The 19798-nt window shown below is 70.6% G+C and carries 13 protein-coding genes; 2 read left to right on the top strand and 11 right to left on the bottom strand.

The window, feature by feature from the left end:
* Window positions 1–81: 81 nt before the first annotated feature.
* Both ACGFIE_RS30490 and ACGFIE_RS30485 read right to left on the bottom strand, forming a co-directional pair.
* The gene (locus ACGFIE_RS30490; RefSeq protein WP_393301129.1) at window positions 82–3324 is read right to left on the bottom strand and encodes an AAA family ATPase; all 3243 of its coding nucleotides are present in this window, start codon (window positions 3322–3324) and stop codon (window positions 82–84) included.
* Window positions 3325–3349: 25 nt separating this feature from the next.
* The gene (locus tag ACGFIE_RS30485) at window positions 3350–5161 is read right to left on the bottom strand and encodes a hypothetical protein (RefSeq protein ID WP_393301126.1); all 1812 of its coding nucleotides are present in this window, start codon (window positions 5159–5161) and stop codon (window positions 3350–3352) included.
* A 252-nt stretch (window positions 5162–5413) separates the two neighbouring features.
* Here ACGFIE_RS30485 and ACGFIE_RS30480 point away from each other — a divergent pair, with 252 nt between their 5' ends.
* Window positions 5414–5926 (top strand): hypothetical protein, encoded by a 513-nt coding sequence (locus ACGFIE_RS30480; RefSeq protein WP_393301123.1) that lies wholly within the window; start codon window positions 5414–5416, stop codon window positions 5924–5926.
* A 135-nt stretch (window positions 5927–6061) separates the two neighbouring features.
* Here the strand turns inward: ACGFIE_RS30480 and ACGFIE_RS30475 are convergent, their stop codons facing one another.
* The 7 genes from ACGFIE_RS30475 to eccD all read right to left on the bottom strand — a co-directional run bounded on the left by ACGFIE_RS30475 (window position 6062) and on the right by eccD (window position 13077).
* Window positions 6062–6496 (bottom strand): YbaB/EbfC family nucleoid-associated protein, encoded by a 435-nt coding sequence (locus ACGFIE_RS30475; RefSeq protein WP_393301120.1) that lies wholly within the window; start codon window positions 6494–6496, stop codon window positions 6062–6064.
* Window positions 6497–6541: 45 nt separating this feature from the next.
* Window positions 6542–9100: a hypothetical protein gene (locus ACGFIE_RS30470; protein ID WP_393301117.1), complete on the bottom strand. Its 2559-nt coding sequence runs from the start codon at window positions 9098–9100 to the stop codon at window positions 6542–6544.
* A gap of 43 nt (window positions 9101–9143) precedes the next feature.
* Window positions 9144–9518, bottom strand: a complete 375-nt coding sequence (locus ACGFIE_RS30465) for a hypothetical protein (protein WP_393301114.1) — start codon at window positions 9516–9518, stop codon at window positions 9144–9146.
* Between the two features lie 75 nt (window positions 9519–9593).
* Window positions 9594–9884 carry a WXG100 family type VII secretion target gene (locus ACGFIE_RS30460; RefSeq protein ID WP_393301111.1) on the bottom strand — a complete coding sequence of 97 codons (291 nt, stop codon included), beginning with the start codon at window positions 9882–9884 and terminating at the stop codon, window positions 9594–9596.
* Window positions 9885–9917: 33 nt separating this feature from the next.
* Window positions 9918–10247, bottom strand: a complete 330-nt coding sequence (locus ACGFIE_RS30455; RefSeq protein ID WP_363689815.1) for a WXG100 family type VII secretion target — start codon at window positions 10245–10247, stop codon at window positions 9918–9920.
* Window positions 10248–10297: 50 nt separating this feature from the next.
* Complete coding sequence (gene eccB, locus ACGFIE_RS30450; protein WP_393301107.1) at window positions 10298–11698, bottom strand: type VII secretion protein EccB; 1401 nt, start codon at window positions 11696–11698, stop codon at window positions 10298–10300.
* A gap of 5 nt (window positions 11699–11703) precedes the next feature.
* Window positions 11704–13077: a type VII secretion integral membrane protein EccD gene (eccD, locus tag ACGFIE_RS30445; RefSeq protein WP_393301104.1), complete on the bottom strand. Its 1374-nt coding sequence runs from the start codon at window positions 13075–13077 to the stop codon at window positions 11704–11706.
* 229 nt (window positions 13078–13306) lie between these two features.
* Here eccD and eccCa point away from each other — a divergent pair, with 229 nt between their 5' ends.
* Window positions 13307–17224 (top strand): type VII secretion protein EccCa, encoded by a 3918-nt coding sequence (gene eccCa, locus ACGFIE_RS30440; RefSeq protein WP_393301278.1) that lies wholly within the window; start codon window positions 13307–13309, stop codon window positions 17222–17224.
* Between the two features lie 44 nt (window positions 17225–17268).
* On the opposite strand, the gene ACGFIE_RS30435 is transcribed toward eccCa, so the two are convergent.
* Together ACGFIE_RS30435 and ACGFIE_RS30430 are read right to left on the bottom strand one after the other, a co-directional pair.
* On the bottom strand, window positions 17269–18558 hold the full coding sequence (locus ACGFIE_RS30435; protein ID WP_393301101.1) for a S8 family serine peptidase: 1290 nt from the start codon (window positions 18556–18558) through the stop codon (window positions 17269–17271).
* A 110-nt stretch (window positions 18559–18668) separates the two neighbouring features.
* Entirely contained in the window at window positions 18669–19796 is a 1128-nt protein-coding gene (locus ACGFIE_RS30430) for a hypothetical protein (protein WP_393301098.1), read from the bottom strand.
* Window positions 19797–19798 lie beyond the last annotated feature (2 nt).

The following is a 19798-nucleotide window of genomic DNA, read 5'->3' as shown; positions in this document are numbered from 1 at the left end:
ACGGGCCGGCCGGCGAACCACCCAGGTGCGGCCCCATCGACCGACCCCGCGGCATCGACAAGCTCCCGAACGCTCGACTCGTCATGTGCCAGCCACCACGTCGGCGGCGGTCAGCGTACGGAGCTGGGTGATGCTGGGCGACGGGATTCGCCGCAGTCGACCGGCCTGGCGAGTCACCGCCTCGTCGAAGACCTGACGGGCGTAGCGGCCGTTGCCGAACGCCTTGCCCTTCGGCGTGGCCTCGAAGAAGCCCTCCAGGGCGGCGAGCGCCTCCGGCCCACATTCATAACCGTTCGACTGTGCGAACTGCCGGAAGATGGCCACCAGCTCGGCAGCGCGATAGTTCTCGAAGTGGATGCGACGCGAGAAACGGGAGGCCAGTCCCACGTTGGCCGCCAGAAACCGCTCCATGTCCTCGTCGTACCCGGCCGCGATGACTACCACGTCGTCGCGATGGTCCTCCATGAGCTTCACGAGGGTGTCGATCGCCTCGCGGCCGAAGTCGGCGCGGCCGTCCACCGGCGAGAGCGTGTACGCCTCGTCGATGAACAGCACACCCCCACGGGCTCGGCCGAACGCCTCCCGTGTGCGTTGCGCGGTGTGCCCGATGTACTCCCCGACCAGATCCGCTCGGGCCACCTCGACGAGTTGCCCACCGCGCAACACGCCGAGCGCGTTGAGCAGTTGACCGTAGAGTCGCGCCACCGTGGTCTTGCCCGTCCCCGGCGGGCCGGAGAAGACGAGGTGCCGCGACACCGTCGGCGCCTTCAGGCCGGCCTCGACCCGAGCACGGATGGTCATCAACAGATCGACGAGCTCGGACACCTCGCGCTTGACCGCCGACAGACCGATCATCTCGTTCAGCGAACCCAGCAGTTCGTCGAGTTGTCCGCTCGGTTTACCTCGGGTGGCCGTGTTCGCTTCGCTCTCCGGGGCGCCCAGATCCTGCGGCAGGAGCTGGGTCAGTTCCGCACCTGACGTCGTGCGTCCGGGGTCGGAGAGGCGGTACGCCTGACGTCCCGCCATCTCCTCGAAGATCTTGCGGGCCACCCGGGCGTTGCCGAACGAGGCGTCTCGCGGTATCCGATCGAAATGCGCGGTGAGGGCGTGCCTGGTGTCGTACTCGAGCACGTAGTGGTGCGTGCTGCACAACTGCTCGACGAGCGTGACCAGTTCCTCGGTCTCGTAGCTGGAGAACTCGACGGTACGGGAGAACCGTGAGGCGAGCCCCGGGTTGGCCTCCAGGAAGGCGGTCATCTGCGCCGAGTAGCCGGCAGCGATCACCACCACCTCGTCCCGGTGATCCTCCATGAGCTTGACCAGGGTGTCGACGGCCTCCCGACCGAAGTCGTCGCCCGACGATCCGCCCCCCGAGGTCAGCGTGTACGCCTCATCGATGAACAGCACCCCACCGCGCGCCTCGTTGAAGCGCGCGGTCGTCTTGGGCGCCGTCGATCCGAGGTACTCACCGACCAGGTCGGCCCGGGCCACCTCGATCATCTGGCCGCCGCTGATGACGCCGAGCGCGCCGAGGATCCGTCCGTAGAGGCGGGCGACTGTCGTCTTGCCGGTCCCGGGAGGTCCGGCGAAGATCAGGTGACGCGACATCGGAGGTGCGGACAGGCCGGCCGTCGCTCGTCGCTGGGCGATGCGGTGCAGGCCGACGAGCGTGGCCACCTCGCGCTTCACGTCCGCCAACCCGACCAGGGCGTCGAGTTCGGCCAGCAGCGGCGTCGCGGCATCGGAGGTGCCCTCACCGCGCGACTCCCCGCGTGGACCCTCCGAGGGCGCGACGACGCCCTCCCTGCGGCGCGACGACGGAAGGCCACTGTCGGTCACCATGTTTCCGGACATCGTGACCGACTCGGGAGACTCCACCAGCAGGCCGACTCCCGGATGGTCGAGGATCTCGCAGCCCACGACCGTGCCGGTCGAGCCCGCCGCGTAACGGACGCCGTCGGCACCCCCGCCGTGTACTCGGCACTGCGACAGCGCCAGCTCGGCCTGCGCTTCGGCAAGCACCGCCATCCGCCGGGCACCGCTGATGTCGCAGCTGGTCAGCTGGGCCTGCGCGGTGGCAGCCACCACCACACCGACGTCGCCACCGCGGATCGAGGTCCCCGTGGCGGCCAGAAAGCCTCCCGGACCAACCCGAACGCCCACCGCGTTCTCGGCGCCGATTCGTCCATCGTCGGCGCGCAGCCGACTCTCGCCGTCGACCTGCACCCCGTACGCGCGACAGCCCTCGACGACGAGATTCGCCACCGTGGCGTCCGCGGCGCCGCGGAGCAGGAGGCCGGTCTCCCGTCCCCGGATCGACACGCCGGACATCGCCACCCGTGCCGTCTCCTCCAGGATCATCCCCTCGCCGGATCCGGGGCTGATCTCCACGTCCCGCAGCGCCGGCGCGGCCGACCCACCGATGAGCAGCGGGGCGGCGCCACTACCCTCGATTCGAAGCCGGTCGAGCTGGCCGGACGCCTCGCCCAGTGCCACCACGCCGTGCCCTGCCACCTTGGTGACGTGCCAACCGTCCACCACAGGCGCGGCCGTACCGGTCAGCACCAGACCGTGCTCCGCAGCACCCTCCAGACGGCAGTCGCGCAGTGTCGCGGTCCCTCCGGCGAGCAGCACAGCCGACCGGCCGATGCCCCGCAGGACGACCTTCGTCACTGTGGGTCTCCCGTCGTTCTCCACCAGCACGCCCACGCCGTCAACGTCGCTGAGGACGCAGGATTCCAGCGTCCCGAGGCCGCCTCGGGTGCTGAAGAAGCCTGCGCCTCTGATATTGCGGACGGTGCAGTCGCGAATGGTCGGGTCGGCGCCGTCCATCACGACGATGGCCGCCCCGCTGGTGGCGCTCACCGTCGTCGTGGCAACCTCGCCACCCCCACCGGCGTCAAAGAGGAAGCCCACCCCGGAACCCTCGCCCACCGTGCAGTCGCGCATCGCCAGGCAGCCACCAGTCACGTGTACCCCGACCACACCGGTGCCGCCGACGTCGCACCCCGCGATGTCCAGCACCGCCCCCGGCGCCACCTGCACGGTCGGCAGGTGCTCGCCGCCGCCCCGCAGCGAGATGTCCCTGATCCGGGGCCGGCCGTGCGCCACGAACAGCGCCACCTCGTCGCCGGCATCGACGATCACGGTGCCCGGCCCCTCCTCGGGGACCAGCGTGACGTCGCCGGCCAGTCGTAGCTGCTCCCGATACCTGCCGGGCTGAACGATCACCGTGCTTCCCGGCATCGCGCTCAACAGCGCGGCGTTGATTGACGACGGACAACTCACATCCGTCTGGGAGACGCTTATCAGCCGCTCGTTCATGCTTCGCCGCCCACCCCGGTCATGATCATGATTGCCCCTCCGGATTGGATCGGGATTCGGCTTCGCGGCGTGCCGGATCACGCGGCAGTCGGTAGGGACGGCCGTCGGCGGACAATCCCGGCGCGAACGCCAGACGGGCGGCCCCCGCCGCCTCGTCGTGGGCTGCCCCCGCCGAGGGGGTTCCACCCGCCACGGCGGCCCGAAGCCGGGTGAGCACCTGGGCATCCGTCTGCGTGGCCCCGCGCCGTCGCGTGCCACCAGACGTCGAATCGACGGGCAGCTCCCGCAGGTACACCCGGGGTGGCTCCTCGGCCGTTGCCGTGAGTTCGACGGCGAGCACCGTGAATCGGGCGCCCGGGGCGAAGACGGCGGTCTCGGCGCCCCGGATGCCCAGTGGACCCAGCCGGCGGGCGCTCATCGACCAGATCGTGTATCGCACGGCGTCCAGCGGCCCGGCGGGCTCGGTGAGCGCCACGTCGACGAAGGCGGGTTCCCGCACCTCGGACCCCGGTTGGTAGCCGAGGATCAGGGTCGGATCATGTACCGCCACGGCATGCACCGGACCGAGGACAGCCGGCAGACGCCGTAGACCGCGAGCCGCGCAGCGGCTCAGCAGGAGAGCGCGGGCGTCGTCCACGTCGCCCTCCCCGCGCAACACCGGGTTGACCGCATCCCGTTCCTCGCTCGCGTACGCCCGCACGACGACGAAGCCGGTGACGAGGTCGGCGGGGTCGTCCCCTGCCGCACGCAGACCGGGCGACTCGGCGAGCGCCCGGCTGACGACACGGGCGTGCGCGTCGAACCGCTTGGCCAGTGCCGTCCGCAGGGCCGCGCGGTGCGGGACGACACCGGTCGCGGGTACGACCCAGACTGGCTCGGGACCGCTACGCGCCGCGTCCTCCGGCGACGTGACCCCGAAGGGCTGCCTCTCGCCGGCAGGCGACTCGGGATCGTCCATCGTTGAGCCGCTGGGCGAGGCGCGGTCGACAGAACCGGACTCGTGCAGAGTCGTCGGGTCCAGTACGCCTACGCCCGCACCCGTGACGTCCGTCGGGCCGGAACCGACGTCCGTCGACTCGCTGGACTCGTCACCCCCGGCGGGGCTCCGACCCAGCTCGGCGAGGGCCTCGCCCACCGCCCCGGCCGAAACCGTCACCCGGGGCGGACTCAACCGCGCGACCAGTTCGTCCGGGATGGGGGTGGCCGTGAAGGGTCCGGTCGCCATCTGCGCGGACGCCACGAGAGTCGCATGGGCAACTGAAACCGCGGCGCGGGCCGACGCCGTGCCGGCGGGTCGCTCTGCCGGACGAGGCCGACGAAGCGGCGCGGCGATCGCCGATTGCCGAGGCCGGGGTGGCAGTACCTGGCCCAGCGCCTCGACGCGACGGGTCGCGACGGCCTTGTCGCTGCGGGGATGCCACCGCTGGAATCCCTCGACGGCGGTCAGCACGCCTGTCACGGTGAGCCGCAGCGGACCAGCGACGGTGACCAACGGCGTGGCCAGGGCGTCGGCCAGCGCGCCCACGATCAGCTGCATCGCCGACGCGGGAAGCGGCGCCCCTCGAAGAGCGAGCGTGGCGGGGGTGACCGACCTCGGGACAGCCACGTCGATCATCGTCGCCAGCGCCCGCGCGGTGAGCGCCCTGCCATCGAGACGGAAGCCGGTGGACCCGACCGACACCTCGATCAACGCCCCGGCGAGCGATCTGACCACGCCCACGGGAGGCGTGCCCCCGTCGAGGAACGACCAGCCCGCGGCCGTACGTCGTCCCGGCAGTTCCCCGCCTTCCCGGCGGACGACCGGGCGGGCCGGCGGGACGCGCTGCGGCACAGGCACGGAGAGCCGTCCACGGGGTGGCGGCCGGAGCGGTGCGAGAGCAACGCCGCCGTGACGCAGGAGACGTGGCCGCGGCCGTACGCCCGACAGATCCGGTACGGACAGCAGGGGACGCGCCGACGAACGGGGTCTCTGCCGAGGGCCGTCGACAGGCGTCGTCACGGGCCAGAACCAGTCCTGCCGGACGGGACGCCCCGGCGACACAGCGATCCACCCAGGAAACGACGTCCAATCCGCCGGAGCACCCAGCGGTTGGCCCTGCGGATCACCTGGCGCATCCAGAGCGGGGAGCGGCCCGGCGACCGGCAGAACCACTTCCAGACCAATGTGGTCTGCCAACCACCGCGCCCGGCGTACCGGATCGAGGCCAGGCGGATAGCCGCCAAGCGCCACCAGTCGCACACCCCCGGCCAGGCCACCGAAATGCTCCATGAGGCGCTCTGCCACCAGCTCGAAGAAGTCCTCTCGTCGGGTCACTTCGGCAGCGCTGACAACGGCTATCCGGCCCGGCTCGTCCGGCACCTGGACGGTCTTCACCGTGACGGCGGTCTCCTCATCCATCCACAGCAGCAGGCGATCGTCATTCACCACGGCGAACACCCTGTCGCCGCCGGCCTCCGCCGCCACGTTCCCGATCTTGACGTCGACGTTCACCGCGCGCGCCAGCCGGCCCGGGTCGACTCGGCAGCAGCCGCGAAGGACGGTGCCCCGCGCGATGCGAGGCCCGACCGCCAGAGGCGAAGCAGCCGCGCCTTGAGCAGGTGACGGGCCTCGGCCTCGTTCACCGGCGCGGTGATCGCCTCCGTCATGTCCCGCACGACGGCTCCCATCGGGTTACGGTTCAACGCGAGGAGCGCCGGGCCGTCGGATGACGATCGCGAGCGGCCCCGGCGAATCTCGCTATGCCTCTCCCCCGCTCTCGTTCGGGCCTCTCGCAGCCTTGGGTATCAGGCCGCCGACGAGGTCGTCGGCCTGCCGCATCACGTCATCCAGATTGAGCGGCTTGGTCAGCATGTCCAGCACGGGCATGCCCGCGGGCAGCACGGACTGCAGCAGACCGGCCATGGTTTCGCGCGCCTGCCGCCGTGCCGTCGTGATCGTCTCCACGAGCAACGCGGCCAGTTCTGCCGGCGCCATCGTCCGGTACGCGTTGTTCATGAACTTGATCTCCGTCAGCTCACCGCGCCCGTCGAGCCGCACGGTGATCGCTCGGTTCTTGGAGGTCACAGTGGTCTCGGAACTATTCATCGACCGTTCGACATCGCCAACCGCGTTCCGGGCGCGCTCCAGATCCTCGTACGCCTTCTGCACCCTGTCATGCATTGGACCGGTCATCGGTCACCACCCTCTTCTCGGCAACGCCTTCTCAGCCACGCCTTCTCAGCCACGTCGAACCGCCCTGTCCCGCGACTGGCCGGGAGTTGCCGGCGCCTGCGGCGTCGGCTCCCAGGAGCTCTCATCGGCGTCCCAGTCGCCTGCGTCGAGCCGTCCGATGACGGCCGGCACGAGGTCCGGGTCCGTACCCCAGACCTCTTCGTCCTCGGCCAGCCAGGTCGTTCGCTCGCGGTCCTTGCCACCCGCCTGACCGCCCATCGGCGGCATGAAGGGAGGCATTCCCCCCGCGCCGGCCGGTGCGGAGCCCGTCGAGCCGTAACCCGCAGGGGCAACGCTCCCCGTCCCTACCTGCCCCTGAAGTGGGTCGAAGCGAGCGGCAGCGGCTGCTCCGCCCGCGGCCGAACCCAGGGCACCGCCCGAGGACAGGCCACCTCCGCCCGATGCACCGCCGCCCGGGAAGCTCGAACCGCTGCCGCCGGAGGCAGTCAGCCCGGAACCGGCGGAGCCGTTCAGGCCCGGTGCGGACCCGAGCGGGCCGAGGTCCACTCCCCCCACCTGGCCCGGGATGGGCGTCATGCCCCCACCCAGGTCGACGGACCCGGACCCGCCAGCACCGTTCGAGCCACCGAGCGCGCCACCGGTCGCGCCACCGGTCGAACCGCCGGTCTGACCGCCGAGCGCGCCACCGAGGTCGGCGGGGTCGATACCGGCTGCGCCTCCGGTCTGCACACCACCCAGCCCCGCACCGCCTGGCTCGACTCCGCCGATGTTGCTCACCGGGCCGCCGTCAAGCCCGCCCAGTTCGCCCGGGAAATATCCGCCGTCGTCGCGGCCGCCCTGCCCAGAGGGCCGCCCACCGGCGCCAGCGCCACTCCCGCCGCCGGCCGACAGACCGGGGCCCAGGCCCGCCCCGCCGCCGGCCGACAAGCCGGGGCCCAGGCCCGCCCCGCCGCCGCTGGCGATCAGACCGGTGCCGGGTCCGACGCCGCCCCCGACGCCCGGCAGGCCACCGGCTCCGCCGCCGTCCAACGACGGGAGATTGCCACCGCCACCGCCACTCACCAGCGACGGGCCGCCACCGCCCAGTTCTGGAAGGGCGCCGCCGCCAGGAGTCAGGCTCGGGATACCACCGCTACCGCCACCGTCGGTCAGGCTCGGGATACCACCACCGCCACCGCCAACGTCGGACAGACTCGGGATACCGCCCCCACCGCCACCGCCGGTCAGGCTCGGGATACCCCCGCCACCACCGCCGCCGGACACGCTCGGGATACCACCCCCACCACCGCCAACGTCGGACAGACTCGGGATACCGCCCCCACCACCGCCGCCGGTCAGGCTCGGGATACCCCCGCCACCACCGCCGCCGGACACGCTCGGGATACCACCCCCACCACCGCCACCGGACACACTCGGGATACCGCCCCCACCACCGCCGCCGGTCAGGCTCGGGATACCCCCGCCACCACCGCCGCCGGACACACTCGGGATACCACCCCCACCACCGCCACCGCCGTCGGAGATGTTGGGAACGCCATTACCGCCGCCAACCGGCGGCATGTTGCCGAATTCTGGGATTTTGGAGTTCGGGTCCCCGATGGAGTTCGGACGGGGCTGGTAGGTACGCACGTCATGCAGGTTGTTGGTCACGTCACTGAAATTGGTCTGCAACGCGGTGAGCGCCGAACGCAGCCGTTGGTCGAGCTGCTGCAGAGTGGTGAGGTAGTGGGTCTGCATGTTGAGGTTCAGCAGCGGAATGAAGTTCGGCGACATGATGTCGTAGGTCCCGCCGCCGGCACCAAAATCGATGTCGACCGGCCACGTCTGCGGCAAAGGGCTCGTCTCGTTCCAGCCCAGCGTGGCGTCAAGACTGTCGGCTGCGGATTCGAGCCGCGCGAGGGCTCGGCTGATCAGGGTGGGCGGGTTGGGCTTGGCCAGGAACTCCGCCCAGGCGGATCGGATCTCCTCAAGGAAGGTGGTGGCGGCCCTGGCATTGTCGTGCAGCATGGCGAACCACTGCTGGTTCGTGTCCAGGTCGAGACGCAGCAGTTTCAGCTCGTCGCGCAGGTCATTCAGGGTGCGACTGAAAGCGTGCGAGGCAGAGCCCTTGAAACCCGAGCCGTCATCATCGACCTTGTTGATCTGCTGCTGGACCACATCGACCGTGTGCTCCAGCCACATTGCTGCGTTGTAATAGCTCTCGGCCGCGTTGTTCAGCGACTCCGGGTTGAGCGGGAGGGTGTTGGCCGGCGCGGCGAGCCGGCTGCTGGTAGCACCGACGAAGCCCTTCTGGTAATTGGCATCCGGGCCGGTGTACCAGGCCACCTTGCCCCGCAGGAACCAGAAGTAGTCTCTGGTTTGGCCATTGCCCCACCCATAGCTCACCTTGCGATAGACCGAGAAGGTCCACTTGCCCCCCTCGGTGGGCTGGGCGTCGTAGTTCCACGGTGAGCTGTTGGAGTCCTCCCAGCCGACCCAGTCGGCGACGAGCCAGGGCGCGCCGGCCCCCATGAACTGGTTGCGGTCGATGATGCCCTCTGTCCCGAGAAGGTTCACCATCGCCTGCTCCCAGTTCCAACCATCTTGGCTGGTCGGTTGCGTCATGTCGGTCCGCACCAATCCGTGGAGTACAACGCCTGGACTCTGGTCAGCGAGTGCTGGGGACGGTCAGGTACTTGTCGAGGTCAGCGAGGGAGAGATTGTCGCGCTCGGTGTCGTTGGCGTCATCCAGGACGTGCTGGAGGGCCTGCGCGAGGCTCGCCAACTTCTGGTCGACAGCGTTGATCTTCGAGTCGAGCTGTTGTCCCAGCGCGCTGACCCTGGCCTTGAGCGCCGCTCCGGCGGCGAAGCCGGGAGCCCCTGTGGCGACCTGGATGGCGTTCAGCGGGAGGCCGTGCGGGTGCCCGCCATCATGCGGGTTCGATCCGTTCCGCACTGATGACGTCTCGTTGCGGACCACATTGAGGATCGAGGTGATGTTGCGAATGAACGCTTCATCGATCTTGATTTCCTTGGCCGGCATCGCGGCCCTCCTTCCGATCCGGACGAAAAAGGGGGGAACTCGGGGCGGGCCGGGAAACCGGCCCGCCCCGAGCGTCTACTGGGCGAAGAAGCTCTGGCCGCGGTTGTCCGCGTCGGTGTAGCCGTTGGTGATCTGTCCCAGGTTGGAGGCGGCCTTCTGGACACCCTGGCCGAACTCCTGCAACCCCTGGTTCCAGAGCCGCTGCGCGTGGTCGTAGCTCTCGATGGCCCGACCGGCGTTGTTCGTGTTGTAGGTCTGCACGTTTGAGGAGAGCTGGTTCAGCATTTCCTCGAGCCGCTGGCGGACCGCCATCAGCTGCTGCATCTGGGCTTCCGCCTCAACCGTATTGATCATGTAGTCAGCCATGATTGCTCCCTAGGTTCCGTGCGGGGATTCGGCTCAGCGCGCCCAGGACCCGGCGCCCTGGAAAAGGTGCTGACCGGCGAGCGACGTGTTGTCGTCTTCCGTGCTCGTGGTGAGCACGTGGAACTGGTTCATCGACTGATTGATCTCGGACAGCGCCTGTTGGATCTTTTGAAGACCGTTGCGCGCCTCCTGCATGCCCTGCGAGTACGTCTGGGAGGCGCGACCCTGCCACGCTGCCCGCAGGCTGCTGTCGATGCTCGCCAGCGAACTCGACGCGCTCTGCTGCTCCTGGTCGGCGTTCTGGAACGCCGAGACCAACGACCGCGTCGAGGCGTCGTCGATCCTCAGTTGCCCGTTCGGCATCTCTCGTTCTCCCTACTGTCACTGTCCTGACCGGGATCGGTCGATCCCGGTCAACCACCCGCCGCAGCGGGGTCGAGCAGCGGCCCGGTGGGCAGCATGTCGAGCAGCCGACGAGGCACCGTCGACTCCGAGCCGGGGGCATATCCGAGCAGCCGGCTCGCCGTCTCGGTAAGCGGAAACTTCACTCCGGCGTCGGTGATCAGGTAGCGCACCGGCCCCGGCGCCTGCCCCGCACGGCCGGCGGCCACCAGACCGCCCGTTCCTGGCGCGACAACGACAGCGTCTGCCGTGCGGGCCGTCCGGTTCACCGCCAGGGCGTCACGCACCCTTGAAGAGGGCGGCGCCATCTGACCTGTGGTCACCTCGGGCACATCAGCGCCCGGCAGCAGGCGCAGGCACCAAACGGTGTCGGCCGCGTTCGCCACCGGCATCGGCAGTTGGTCCGGCACCTCGACAGACGTGTCCGGCTGCCGCGCGATCGGCACGCTGGCCAGGGCGGCCAGACTGAGGCGGGTCGGCGCCACCCGCTTCGCGGGGTAGGCGTGGGACGTGTCCGGGTCGGCGAGGGCGATGGCATAGGCCGTCGGTGTGAGTTCCCGCAGGCCGTCGCGCTGGAGCACGAAACCTCGGGCGGCGGTGCCTTCACCCCCTGCTTCGAACAACTCACCGACCCGCGCCCGGCGCCCGTCCACGACAGCACCCAGCGCGCCTCTCCCGGGCACGGCAACGGGTGCGACGTCCGGCCCCACCGGCAACGTCTCCAACCAGCCGCTGCCGACGGTGATCAGACTCGCCTCGACGCCGAGCACGCGGTCGAGCCAGTTGCGGGTGAGCCGCAGTCGGTGCCCCCGCCAGACGAGGTACCGATCCCCGCCGGGGGTCTGCGCGACGAGGGCGTGGTCCGGCGACAGGGACGTACCCGCCCGATGGTCGGGCGGCGTGATGGACAGGGTGGTGGCGATGGACAGGACGCCCGCCTGATCCCGGTTGGCCTCTGCGCAGACCGTCCAGGCCCGCCCGTCGATCGAGCCGGGCGACGGCAGGGTGTCCGGGCCTCCGACGATGCCGAGCGGGCTGCCGTGCGCCACCCCGCGCAGCGACTTTCCCGAGACCGTCTTGACCGTCGGCGGCTCCCCCAACAGCAGTCGGGCCGACGCGTAGTTGAGCACCGGTCGGAGCCGGTTGTCGACGAGAAGATAGCGGCTGCCCGTATCCCGGTCGACGATCAGGGTCCCGGCCGCGCGCCAACTCTTCGCGCCGCCGGGGCTGAAGAGGCCGAAGATGAGAAAGCCCGCCATCACGAGGATGGCGACGAGCACGCCACAGAATGTGCCGACAAGCGTACGACGATGCGGGTGTTCGATTCCGTCGGGTTCCGCGGTGACCAGGGCAGCAACCAGCCGACCGGCCATGTAGGACTGGGCCTGCACCTGGTCGCGTCGTGTCTGCATGCCGCTCAACCCCCGATGGCTCGGAAGACGGCGTAGACACCCAGGAGCGCGAGCAGGACCGGCAGCATGGCGATGGTGGCGATGGTCTGGGTGATGTCGCCGATCCGCCCCCAGACGGGCATCGGGCGTCGGTCGGACAGCCGTCGCGTGCCAAGGACGAGCGCGGTGACCACCAGCGGGGCGAGCAGCGTAGCGATGATCAGCCGCCGCATCGCCTCGGTGTGGGTGGCAGCCGAAAGCGTCGCCACGGCGAGGCCGAGCACGGCGGGGGCCGCGAGGGCCAGTCGATGCCATCCGTTGATCATCGGACGCATGATCAGCAGCCGGACCAGCGCAACGAGGAGGACCAGCGACCTGGCCACCCATCCGCTCTCCGTCGCCAGAATTGTCAGCGACACAGCGACCGTCACGCCGAGGCCTGCGTGCAGCGAGGTGAGGTAGCCGTCCGCAGTTGTCGTCCGGGCCAGCAGCGCCTCGCTCGGGGCGGGATCGATGTCCTCCTGCAGGTGCTCCGGTTGGGTCGGCAGGGGGTCCGCCTGCATGCCGGCCAGCCGGAGTGCCATCGACGGCAGCGCGACGGTCAGCACGGTCACCACGACGGCGACCGTGGCTGCCCCCTGCGTCGCGGTGAGGCCCGCGAACATGCAGAGCCCCGCACCGACGGCCGACGCCGAAGCAGCGGCGACAAGCGCGGCGAAGACCGGGCCGGAACGTCCCACGAGCACCGCGCCGAGCAGAGCGGCCACCGTGGCGGCAACCGATGCGGTGAGCAGTTCCGGGCTGGCGAGCACCAGACCCTGAGCCGGACGCCCCGTGTCCGGCGCGATGAGCCCGGCGAGCGCGGCGGCGGCGGTGCCACCAGCGGCGGTGAGCAGCCCGAACGTCCACTCCCCCGCCGCTCTGGTCAGCGCGAAGGCCGCCCCGAGCAGCAGCACCGACAGGATCGAAGCGGACATGGCTCGGGCGAGTGGCGGCCCCGGCATGGCCAGGCACCACAGGGCGACCACAAGCGTGACGCCGGCCGCTCCCAGTGCCGCCCAACGGAGCATGGCCGGCCGCCACACCGCCGATCGGCCCCGCATCCCCGTCGCGACGCCGTCTGCCACGTCGTCGAAGGCGACCGGTGGGATCTGGTCGGACCTCGGCCGCAGGTGGACAGCATCGCCGTCGCGCAAGCCCTGGCTGGCGACGGTGCCCTCATCGTCGAGCGGGGGGTCACCCATCCGCTGAAGAACCCAGCCACCGTGTGCCAGGCCCGCGTCCGCGAGGCCGGGATCCAGATGGGACAGCAGGGCGGGCAGCAGGTCTGCGATGAGGACCCCGACAGGAACGGCCACCTCGATCTGGCTCTTCGGGCCGAAGACTACGAGGCGGCACATCTCCGCAGGGGCGGCGACGGTCATGCCCCCGCAACGGCGCTGTCCGCCGCCCGGTTCAACGTCCGGTCGATTTTGACTCAATGATTTCTCGACCCGGACCGGCAGCCCGGCCGTTGTGGGGCCGTGGCGGCCCGTCGGGGCCGCTGGCGGAAGGCTGGACCCGCGGAAGAGGGATGCGGTTGTGAGCACAGTATTGTTTCGTCGCCCCGCACGGCGACGCGGGCCGGAGATGCCCAGCGGTGAACTGGATCTGCAGGAACCGCCCACTCTCCCGGAGGCACAGCGCAACGTCATGCGCCATGCCCTGACGGCGCTGCCGATGATGTTGATGACCGGCGCCATGGCGTTGGTCTTCATCAACCCGCGGGGTGGTCCGCTGAGCTGGATCGTCATCGGCATCATGGGCGGAGCCATCCTGGCGATGCTGGTCGGCCAGACGGCATCGGCCAACAACGACCGCAAACTGCAACTTGGCGGCGACCGTCGCGACTACCTGCGCTACCTGGGACAGAATCGGCGGCGCATTCGATCCGTCATCGCCCGGCAGCGGGACGCGGCGGACTGGCAGCACCCGGACCCCCGTTCGCTGCTCTCCCTGGCGATGACCTCGCGTCGGTGGGAGCGCCGACCGAGCCACCCCGACTTCCTGGAAGTCCGGATCGGCACTGGGGAACGACGGGTGGCGGTGAAGATCAATCCGCTGCAGACCAGGCCCATCGAAAATCTCGAGGCGCTGTCAGCCAAGTCGCTGCGGCGATTCATCCGGGCCTACACCACGGTCGAGAACCAACCGGTGGCCATGTTCCTGCCCGCCTTCGCCAAGATCAGGTTCAGCGGCGACCGGGAACACGTACGGAGTTGCGTCCGCGCGATCCTGGTCCAGGTGGCCACGCTGCACGCCCCGGACGACGTCCGCATCACCGCCTGCGTCGACGCAGACGGCACGGCTGCCTGGGAGTGGCTCAAGTGGCTGCCCCACGTCCAGCACCCCCAGGCGCACGACGCCGCAGGTGGCCGACGGTTGGCGGCCGAGACCATCGAGGATCTGGAGGTGCTGCTGGGCGAGGGATTCACCACCCGCCCCCGCTACGAGCCCGGGGCCACCGCCAGTCGCGACGAGCCCTTCGTGATCGTCGTTCGCGACGGCGGCCGGATGGGCAACGGCAGCCGCCTCGCCACGGTCGGGTACCGCAACTGTGTCCTTCTCGACCTGAGCGACCCGACCCCCTCGTCCACCAAGGAAAGCCTCACCCTGGCGGTCACCGACGCCGACGTCATGATGCTCCGCCTCGACCGCGTCGGCGGCGAGGTACGCAAGCGCCTTGCCACCCCGGACGTGCTCAGTACGCCGATGGCGCGAACGGTGGGCCGCATCCTGTCGCCGTACCGTCTCGGTATCGTCTCCGAGACGCCGGACGACAACCTCAGGACGAATTTCGACATCGGCGGGCTGCTCGGCATCAGCGACCTCACCGCTCTGGACCTGGGCGTACTCTGGGCGCCCCGGGCCGACCCGGAGCGGCTGCGGATTCCGATCGGCATCGACGCAGCGGGCAACCCCATCGAACTCGACATCAAGGAATCCGCGCTCGGCGGCATGGGGCCGCACGGCATGCTCATCGGCGCTACCGGCTCGGGCAAGAGCGAGTTGCTACGCACGCTGGTGCTGTCGCTGGCGGTCACCCACTCCTCGGAGACACTGAACTTCGTCCTCGTCGACTTCAAGGGTGGAGCGACCTTCCTCGGCCTGGATCGACTGCCGCACACCTCCGCGGTCATCACCAACCTTGCCGAAGAGGCCACTCTGGTCAGCCGGATGCAACAGGCGCTGCACGGCGAGCTGGTCCGTCGCCAGGAGCTGCTGCGCCAGGCGGGCGGCTACAGCTCGGCGTTGGAATACGAGCGGGCGCGAGCGCAGGGTGCGCCGCTGGACCCACTGCCGACTCTCTTCGTGGTGGTCGACGAGTTCAGCGAGCTGCTCGCCACCCACCGCGACTTCATGGAGCTGTTCGTGATGATCGGCAGACTCGGACGGTCCCTCGCCGTTCACTTGCTGCTGGCCAGCCAGCGAGTGGAGGACGGCCGGATCTCGCAGCTTGAGTCGCACCTGTCCTACCGCATCGGGCTCCGAACCTTCTCCGCCCTGGAGTCCCGGTCCGTCATCGGCGTTCCGGACGCCTACGAGCTGCCCCCGACGCCAGGCAACGGCTACCTCCGCACCGATGTCAGCACCCTGATCCGTTTCAAGGCCGCATACGTGTCCGGCCCGTATCAACGCAGGAACGTCGAGGCCAGGCAGGCGGCCGTTCAGCAGCAGGTGGTGCCGTACACCCTGATCCAGCCACCGCGGCCGGCGCCCGCGACGGTCCCGGCGGCGGACGAGGACGCGCCTGCGGAGCAGCCCGAGGGGGACGCCGTCTCCAGCGTGTTGAGCGTGCTGGCCGAACAGCTCACCGACCAGGGACCGCCGGCGCACCAGGTGTGGCTGCCGCCGCTGGGTTCGGCACCCACGCTCGACCAACTCCTACCGACCCTGACGCCCGATCCCGACCTGGGTCTCTGTGCCCAGGACTGGGCCGGCAGCGGTGCCCTGGTCACCCCCATCGGCTTCATCGACAAGCCTTTCGATCAGGTTCGGGACCTGTTGCTCGCCGACCTGTCCGGTACCGGTGGGCACGTGGGCATCGCCGGCGGCCCCCGCAGCGGAAAGAGCACCCTGCTGCGTACGTTGATCTGCAGCCTGGCTCTCACCCACAGCCCGGCGGAGGTCCAGTTCTACTGCCTCGACTTCGGCGGTGGCACCCTCGGCTCGATCGGCGAACTGCCCCACGTGGGTGGAGTGGCGGGACGACTCGACACCGAGCGGGTGACGCGGACCGTCCGGGAGGTCACCGAGATGATCACCAGCCGGGAGCAGCGTTTCCGTGACCTCAGTGTGGAGAACATGTCCCGCTATCGGCAGCTGCGCGCCGACGGGGCGGTGACCGACGACCCGTACGGTGACGTCTTCCTGGTGGTGGATGGCTGGTTCACCCTGCGGCAGGAGTTCGAGACGCTGGAGAACGAGATCCGCCAGATCGCCGCGCAGGGCCTCAACTTCGGCATCCACCTCGTCCTGACTGCCGCACGGTGGTCCGAGGTGCACCACGCCATGCGCGATCAGATCGGCACCCGCCTGGAACTGCGCCTCGGCGATCCGGTCGACTCGGCCATCGACCTGCGACTCGCCGCCACGGTGCCGCAGTTGCCCGGGCGCGGCCTCACACCGCAGAAGCTGCACTTCCTCGCGGCGCTGCCCCGCATCGACGGCGAACCCGATCCCACCACCGTCAGCGAGGGCGCCCGCTCGCTCTGCGCGTCGGTCGGCGAGTTCTGGACCGGCCCGGCGGCGCCCGCCGTTCGCACGCTGCCCGGCCTGCTGCCCGCCGACACGCTCCCCGCGCCCGAGGGTGACCTGCGCATGGTGCTCGGCATCGAGGAGCGCGGTATGGCACCGGTCTGGCACGACTTCGGGGAGGCGCCGCACCTGACCATCCTCGGCGACGACAGCAGCGGCAAGACCAACATGCTCCGCCACGTCGCCCGCTCGGTGATGGCCCGGTACACACCGAAGGAGGTCCGCCTGATGCTTGTGGACTTCCGACGCAAGCTCTTCGACGACGTCCCGCAGGAGTACCGCCTGGGCTACTCCGTGTCTGCCGACTCCACGCGGACGACAGTCGTCGAGGCCATCGCGGGCCTGCAACCGCGGATGCCCGGCGCCGACATCACCCCCGAGCAGCTGCGTCGGCGAGACTGGTGGACCGGGCCCCGGCTGTTCCTGCTGGTCGACGACTACGACCTGCTCGGCGGGCACGACGGCCCGTTGCTCCCGCTGCTGCCGTACCTGGCCCAGGGCGCCGACATCGGCTTCCACCTGGTGCTGACCCGGGCGGCGGCCAACGTCATGCGGATGTCGATGGACCCGCTGGTGCGGCGGGTGCAGGAGACCAACGCGCCCGACGTCGCCCTGTCCTGCCCACCGAGCGAGGGGCCGTTGCTGGGCAACGTGAAGCCTCGCCAGCTTCCACCCGGGCGAGCGCTGCTGTGCACCCGACGGGGCGCCCGGCTGATCCAGACTCCGTGGTCGGGTGGGCAGACGAGCTGACCGGACGTGCGACAGGGTGCCGGGAGCGCGGTGGACCGCGCCCCCTAGACCACCTCGTCAGCCGCCGCTGGCGCGTCCCCGACGCGCCAGCGGCGGCGGCGCCCGGCGCGGACCGTGACGACCGTCGCGTATGCGAGAAGTGCGGTCAGCACCAGAGCCGCTGTGAGGACCAGGGCGCGCGCCTTGGCGGGCGAGGGGGACGGTGCAACCGGCAACGTCGGCCGGTGTGGCCGGAGTGGCGGCGGGGGATCCGCGCCAATGTCCAACCCGCTGATCGCCGTGTGGAGGTCCAGGATTCCAGGCGCCGGGCGACCTCGTCCGACCCCGGCCACCACGCTCTCCTCGGCCGCGCCGGCCGGCTCACCGGCCTGTGTGAGCAGGCGCCGCACCTGCTGCTGGTCCAGTTCGGGCCGATACGCCCGCAGCAGAGCCGCAGCTCCGGCCACCTCCGCGGCGGCGACTGCCGCCCCGCCGACAGCGTAGTGGCCCCTGCCGACTGGACCGATGCTGTACGCCCCCATGGCGGGAGCCAGCAGGTCGAGCCCGGATGCGCCCACGACCGGCTCGGTAGGGGTGCCGGCGGCGTCCACACCGCCCACCGCGAGGACCCGGTCGTCGGCGGCGGGATACCAGACGTGGTCGTCACTGGCGACCGGGGCCACCACGACCACGTCGTGCGCCACCGCCTCGGCGATCGCCGCACGCAGGGCGGTGTCCGCGCGGGGTAACCCGGTGCCGACAAGAGTCACCCGCGCACCAGAGGCGGTGGCCGCGCGTATCCCCTTGGCCAGGTTGCCTGGGGGCATGACACCCGCACGGTTGACGACCCGCACCGGGACGATCGAACTCTCCGGGGCCACTCCCACAAACCCGCTGCCGCTCATCGGGCGGGCGGCGACGATCCCCGCGAGCGCAGTCCCCCGACCGAGACAGTCGCGGTTGGCGCCACCTGCCGACCCCGGGTCGGCGCCGGGCCGCAGCGCCCCGGCCAGGGCCGGTGACCGCGCGTCGACACCCGAGTCGACCACGGCCACCGAGATACCGCGCCCCTTGCTCAGGGGCCAACTCAGCTGTGGCGCGATCCGACTGAGCGCCCAGGACGCCATCGGTACCAGCGTGGGTGAGGCGCCGACGCACTGGCCGTCCGCCGGTACCGGCAGCTCCGGCGGCGGCTCCGCGCGTCCGGCGGCCTCCGCCTCCTGTGCTGTCGTTTGCGACGGCACCAGGCCGGTCACTCCTGCGGTCAGTGCCACCGACGCGGCAAGACTGAACACCGCGCGCGCCAACACCGGTCCTCGGGGCTGCCGCGTGCCGGGAATTCGCTCAGCCAGCATGCGCATCTCCCTTGATCGAGTCTCCCACCGGGAGGGCGCCGCCGTGCGGCGCACGTTCCACGACGACAGCGCTGCGGCTCGGGTTCAACGGCTGACCACCGTGCGCGGGACTAGGCCTTCTGCGTAATCTCGTCAGTGGTGTCGGCGGGAAGCGGTTCGTCCTCGTCGACCGCGTAGAGCGCCGCGAGCGCCCGGTGCAGCGCGACGGCGTCGACCCGGGGAACCACGTGATCGGCCGCACGGATGGCGGCCAGCAGCTCCGGCTCCGGGGCAAGCCCGTGCCGCTCCAGGTAGTAGGCGACCGCCTCGGGCCAGATCCAGGTGCCGTCGGTGTAGAAGGCCGTCGGGACCACCTCACCGGCCGTCGGCTCGCACACGTCGACCGACAGCGTGGCGCTGATCAGCAAGGGGACGCCGTCACGGAGATACGTCGACACCCGGGCCCGCTCGGCATCGTCGTCGAGGCGCGGATGCGCGTCATCGAAGCGGGGGCCCTGCGCGTCCAGCGAGTCGAACACCCGCGCGAAGATGATCTCACCGGCCGACTCCCGGGCCCACAGCAGCGCCGAGAAACCGAGTGCCGCCCGCTGGTACGCCGACGCCTCGTCGGGGTCGACGAACCCCTCGACCTGCGGCTCACGCTCCCCCGCCTCGACCAACGCGTCCTGTATCCGCGCCACCGCCACCGGCAGGGCCGAGACGGGCCCGTCGGCCTGCACCAGGTAGACCCGGCGCGGAGGGGGCCAACTGGTGTCCATCGCCGGGTAGCGCCAGGCACGCCACAGTCCGACCAGCGGCGCCTCGTCGGCAAGCCGCCGCACCGCCCGCACCGCCGCCGCGTCGAGCGGATCGCCGGCGCCGAGCCCATCACCCTCGCTCAGATCGAGGGTGTACGGGAGGTCGGGCCCCTCCTGCGCGAGAACATCGGGGCCGACAGGCGCCATACCGTACGCCGGAACGGGTTCGAGATCCGAGCGAAGCACATCGGCGAGAGGGCTGACGTCCGCGCCGGCGGCCGACAGGATCTCCTCCAGCGCCGCCGCGTCGGCCGTCGTGACGCTGGTGCCGTTGGTCAGCGCGGCGAAGACGACAGCCTGCGCGATCGCCACCAACTCCCCCTCGGCAAGCCACCACCGCGCTTCGGTGACGAGTTCGTCCGGAAGCCGGCCCGCCATCCGCCCCAGCAGCATGTGGCAGGCACCGACCAGCTCCACGCTCGACTCCGCGTTCTCGGTCACGA

Origin of the sequence: Micromonospora sp. NPDC049275, from assembly GCF_043197115.1 — a bacterium.
Lineage (GTDB): Bacteria > Actinomycetota > Actinomycetes > Mycobacteriales > Micromonosporaceae > Micromonospora.
The sequence above is the reverse complement of the archived record's forward strand: the minus strand, read 5'-3'. Positions and strand labels throughout refer to the sequence as shown.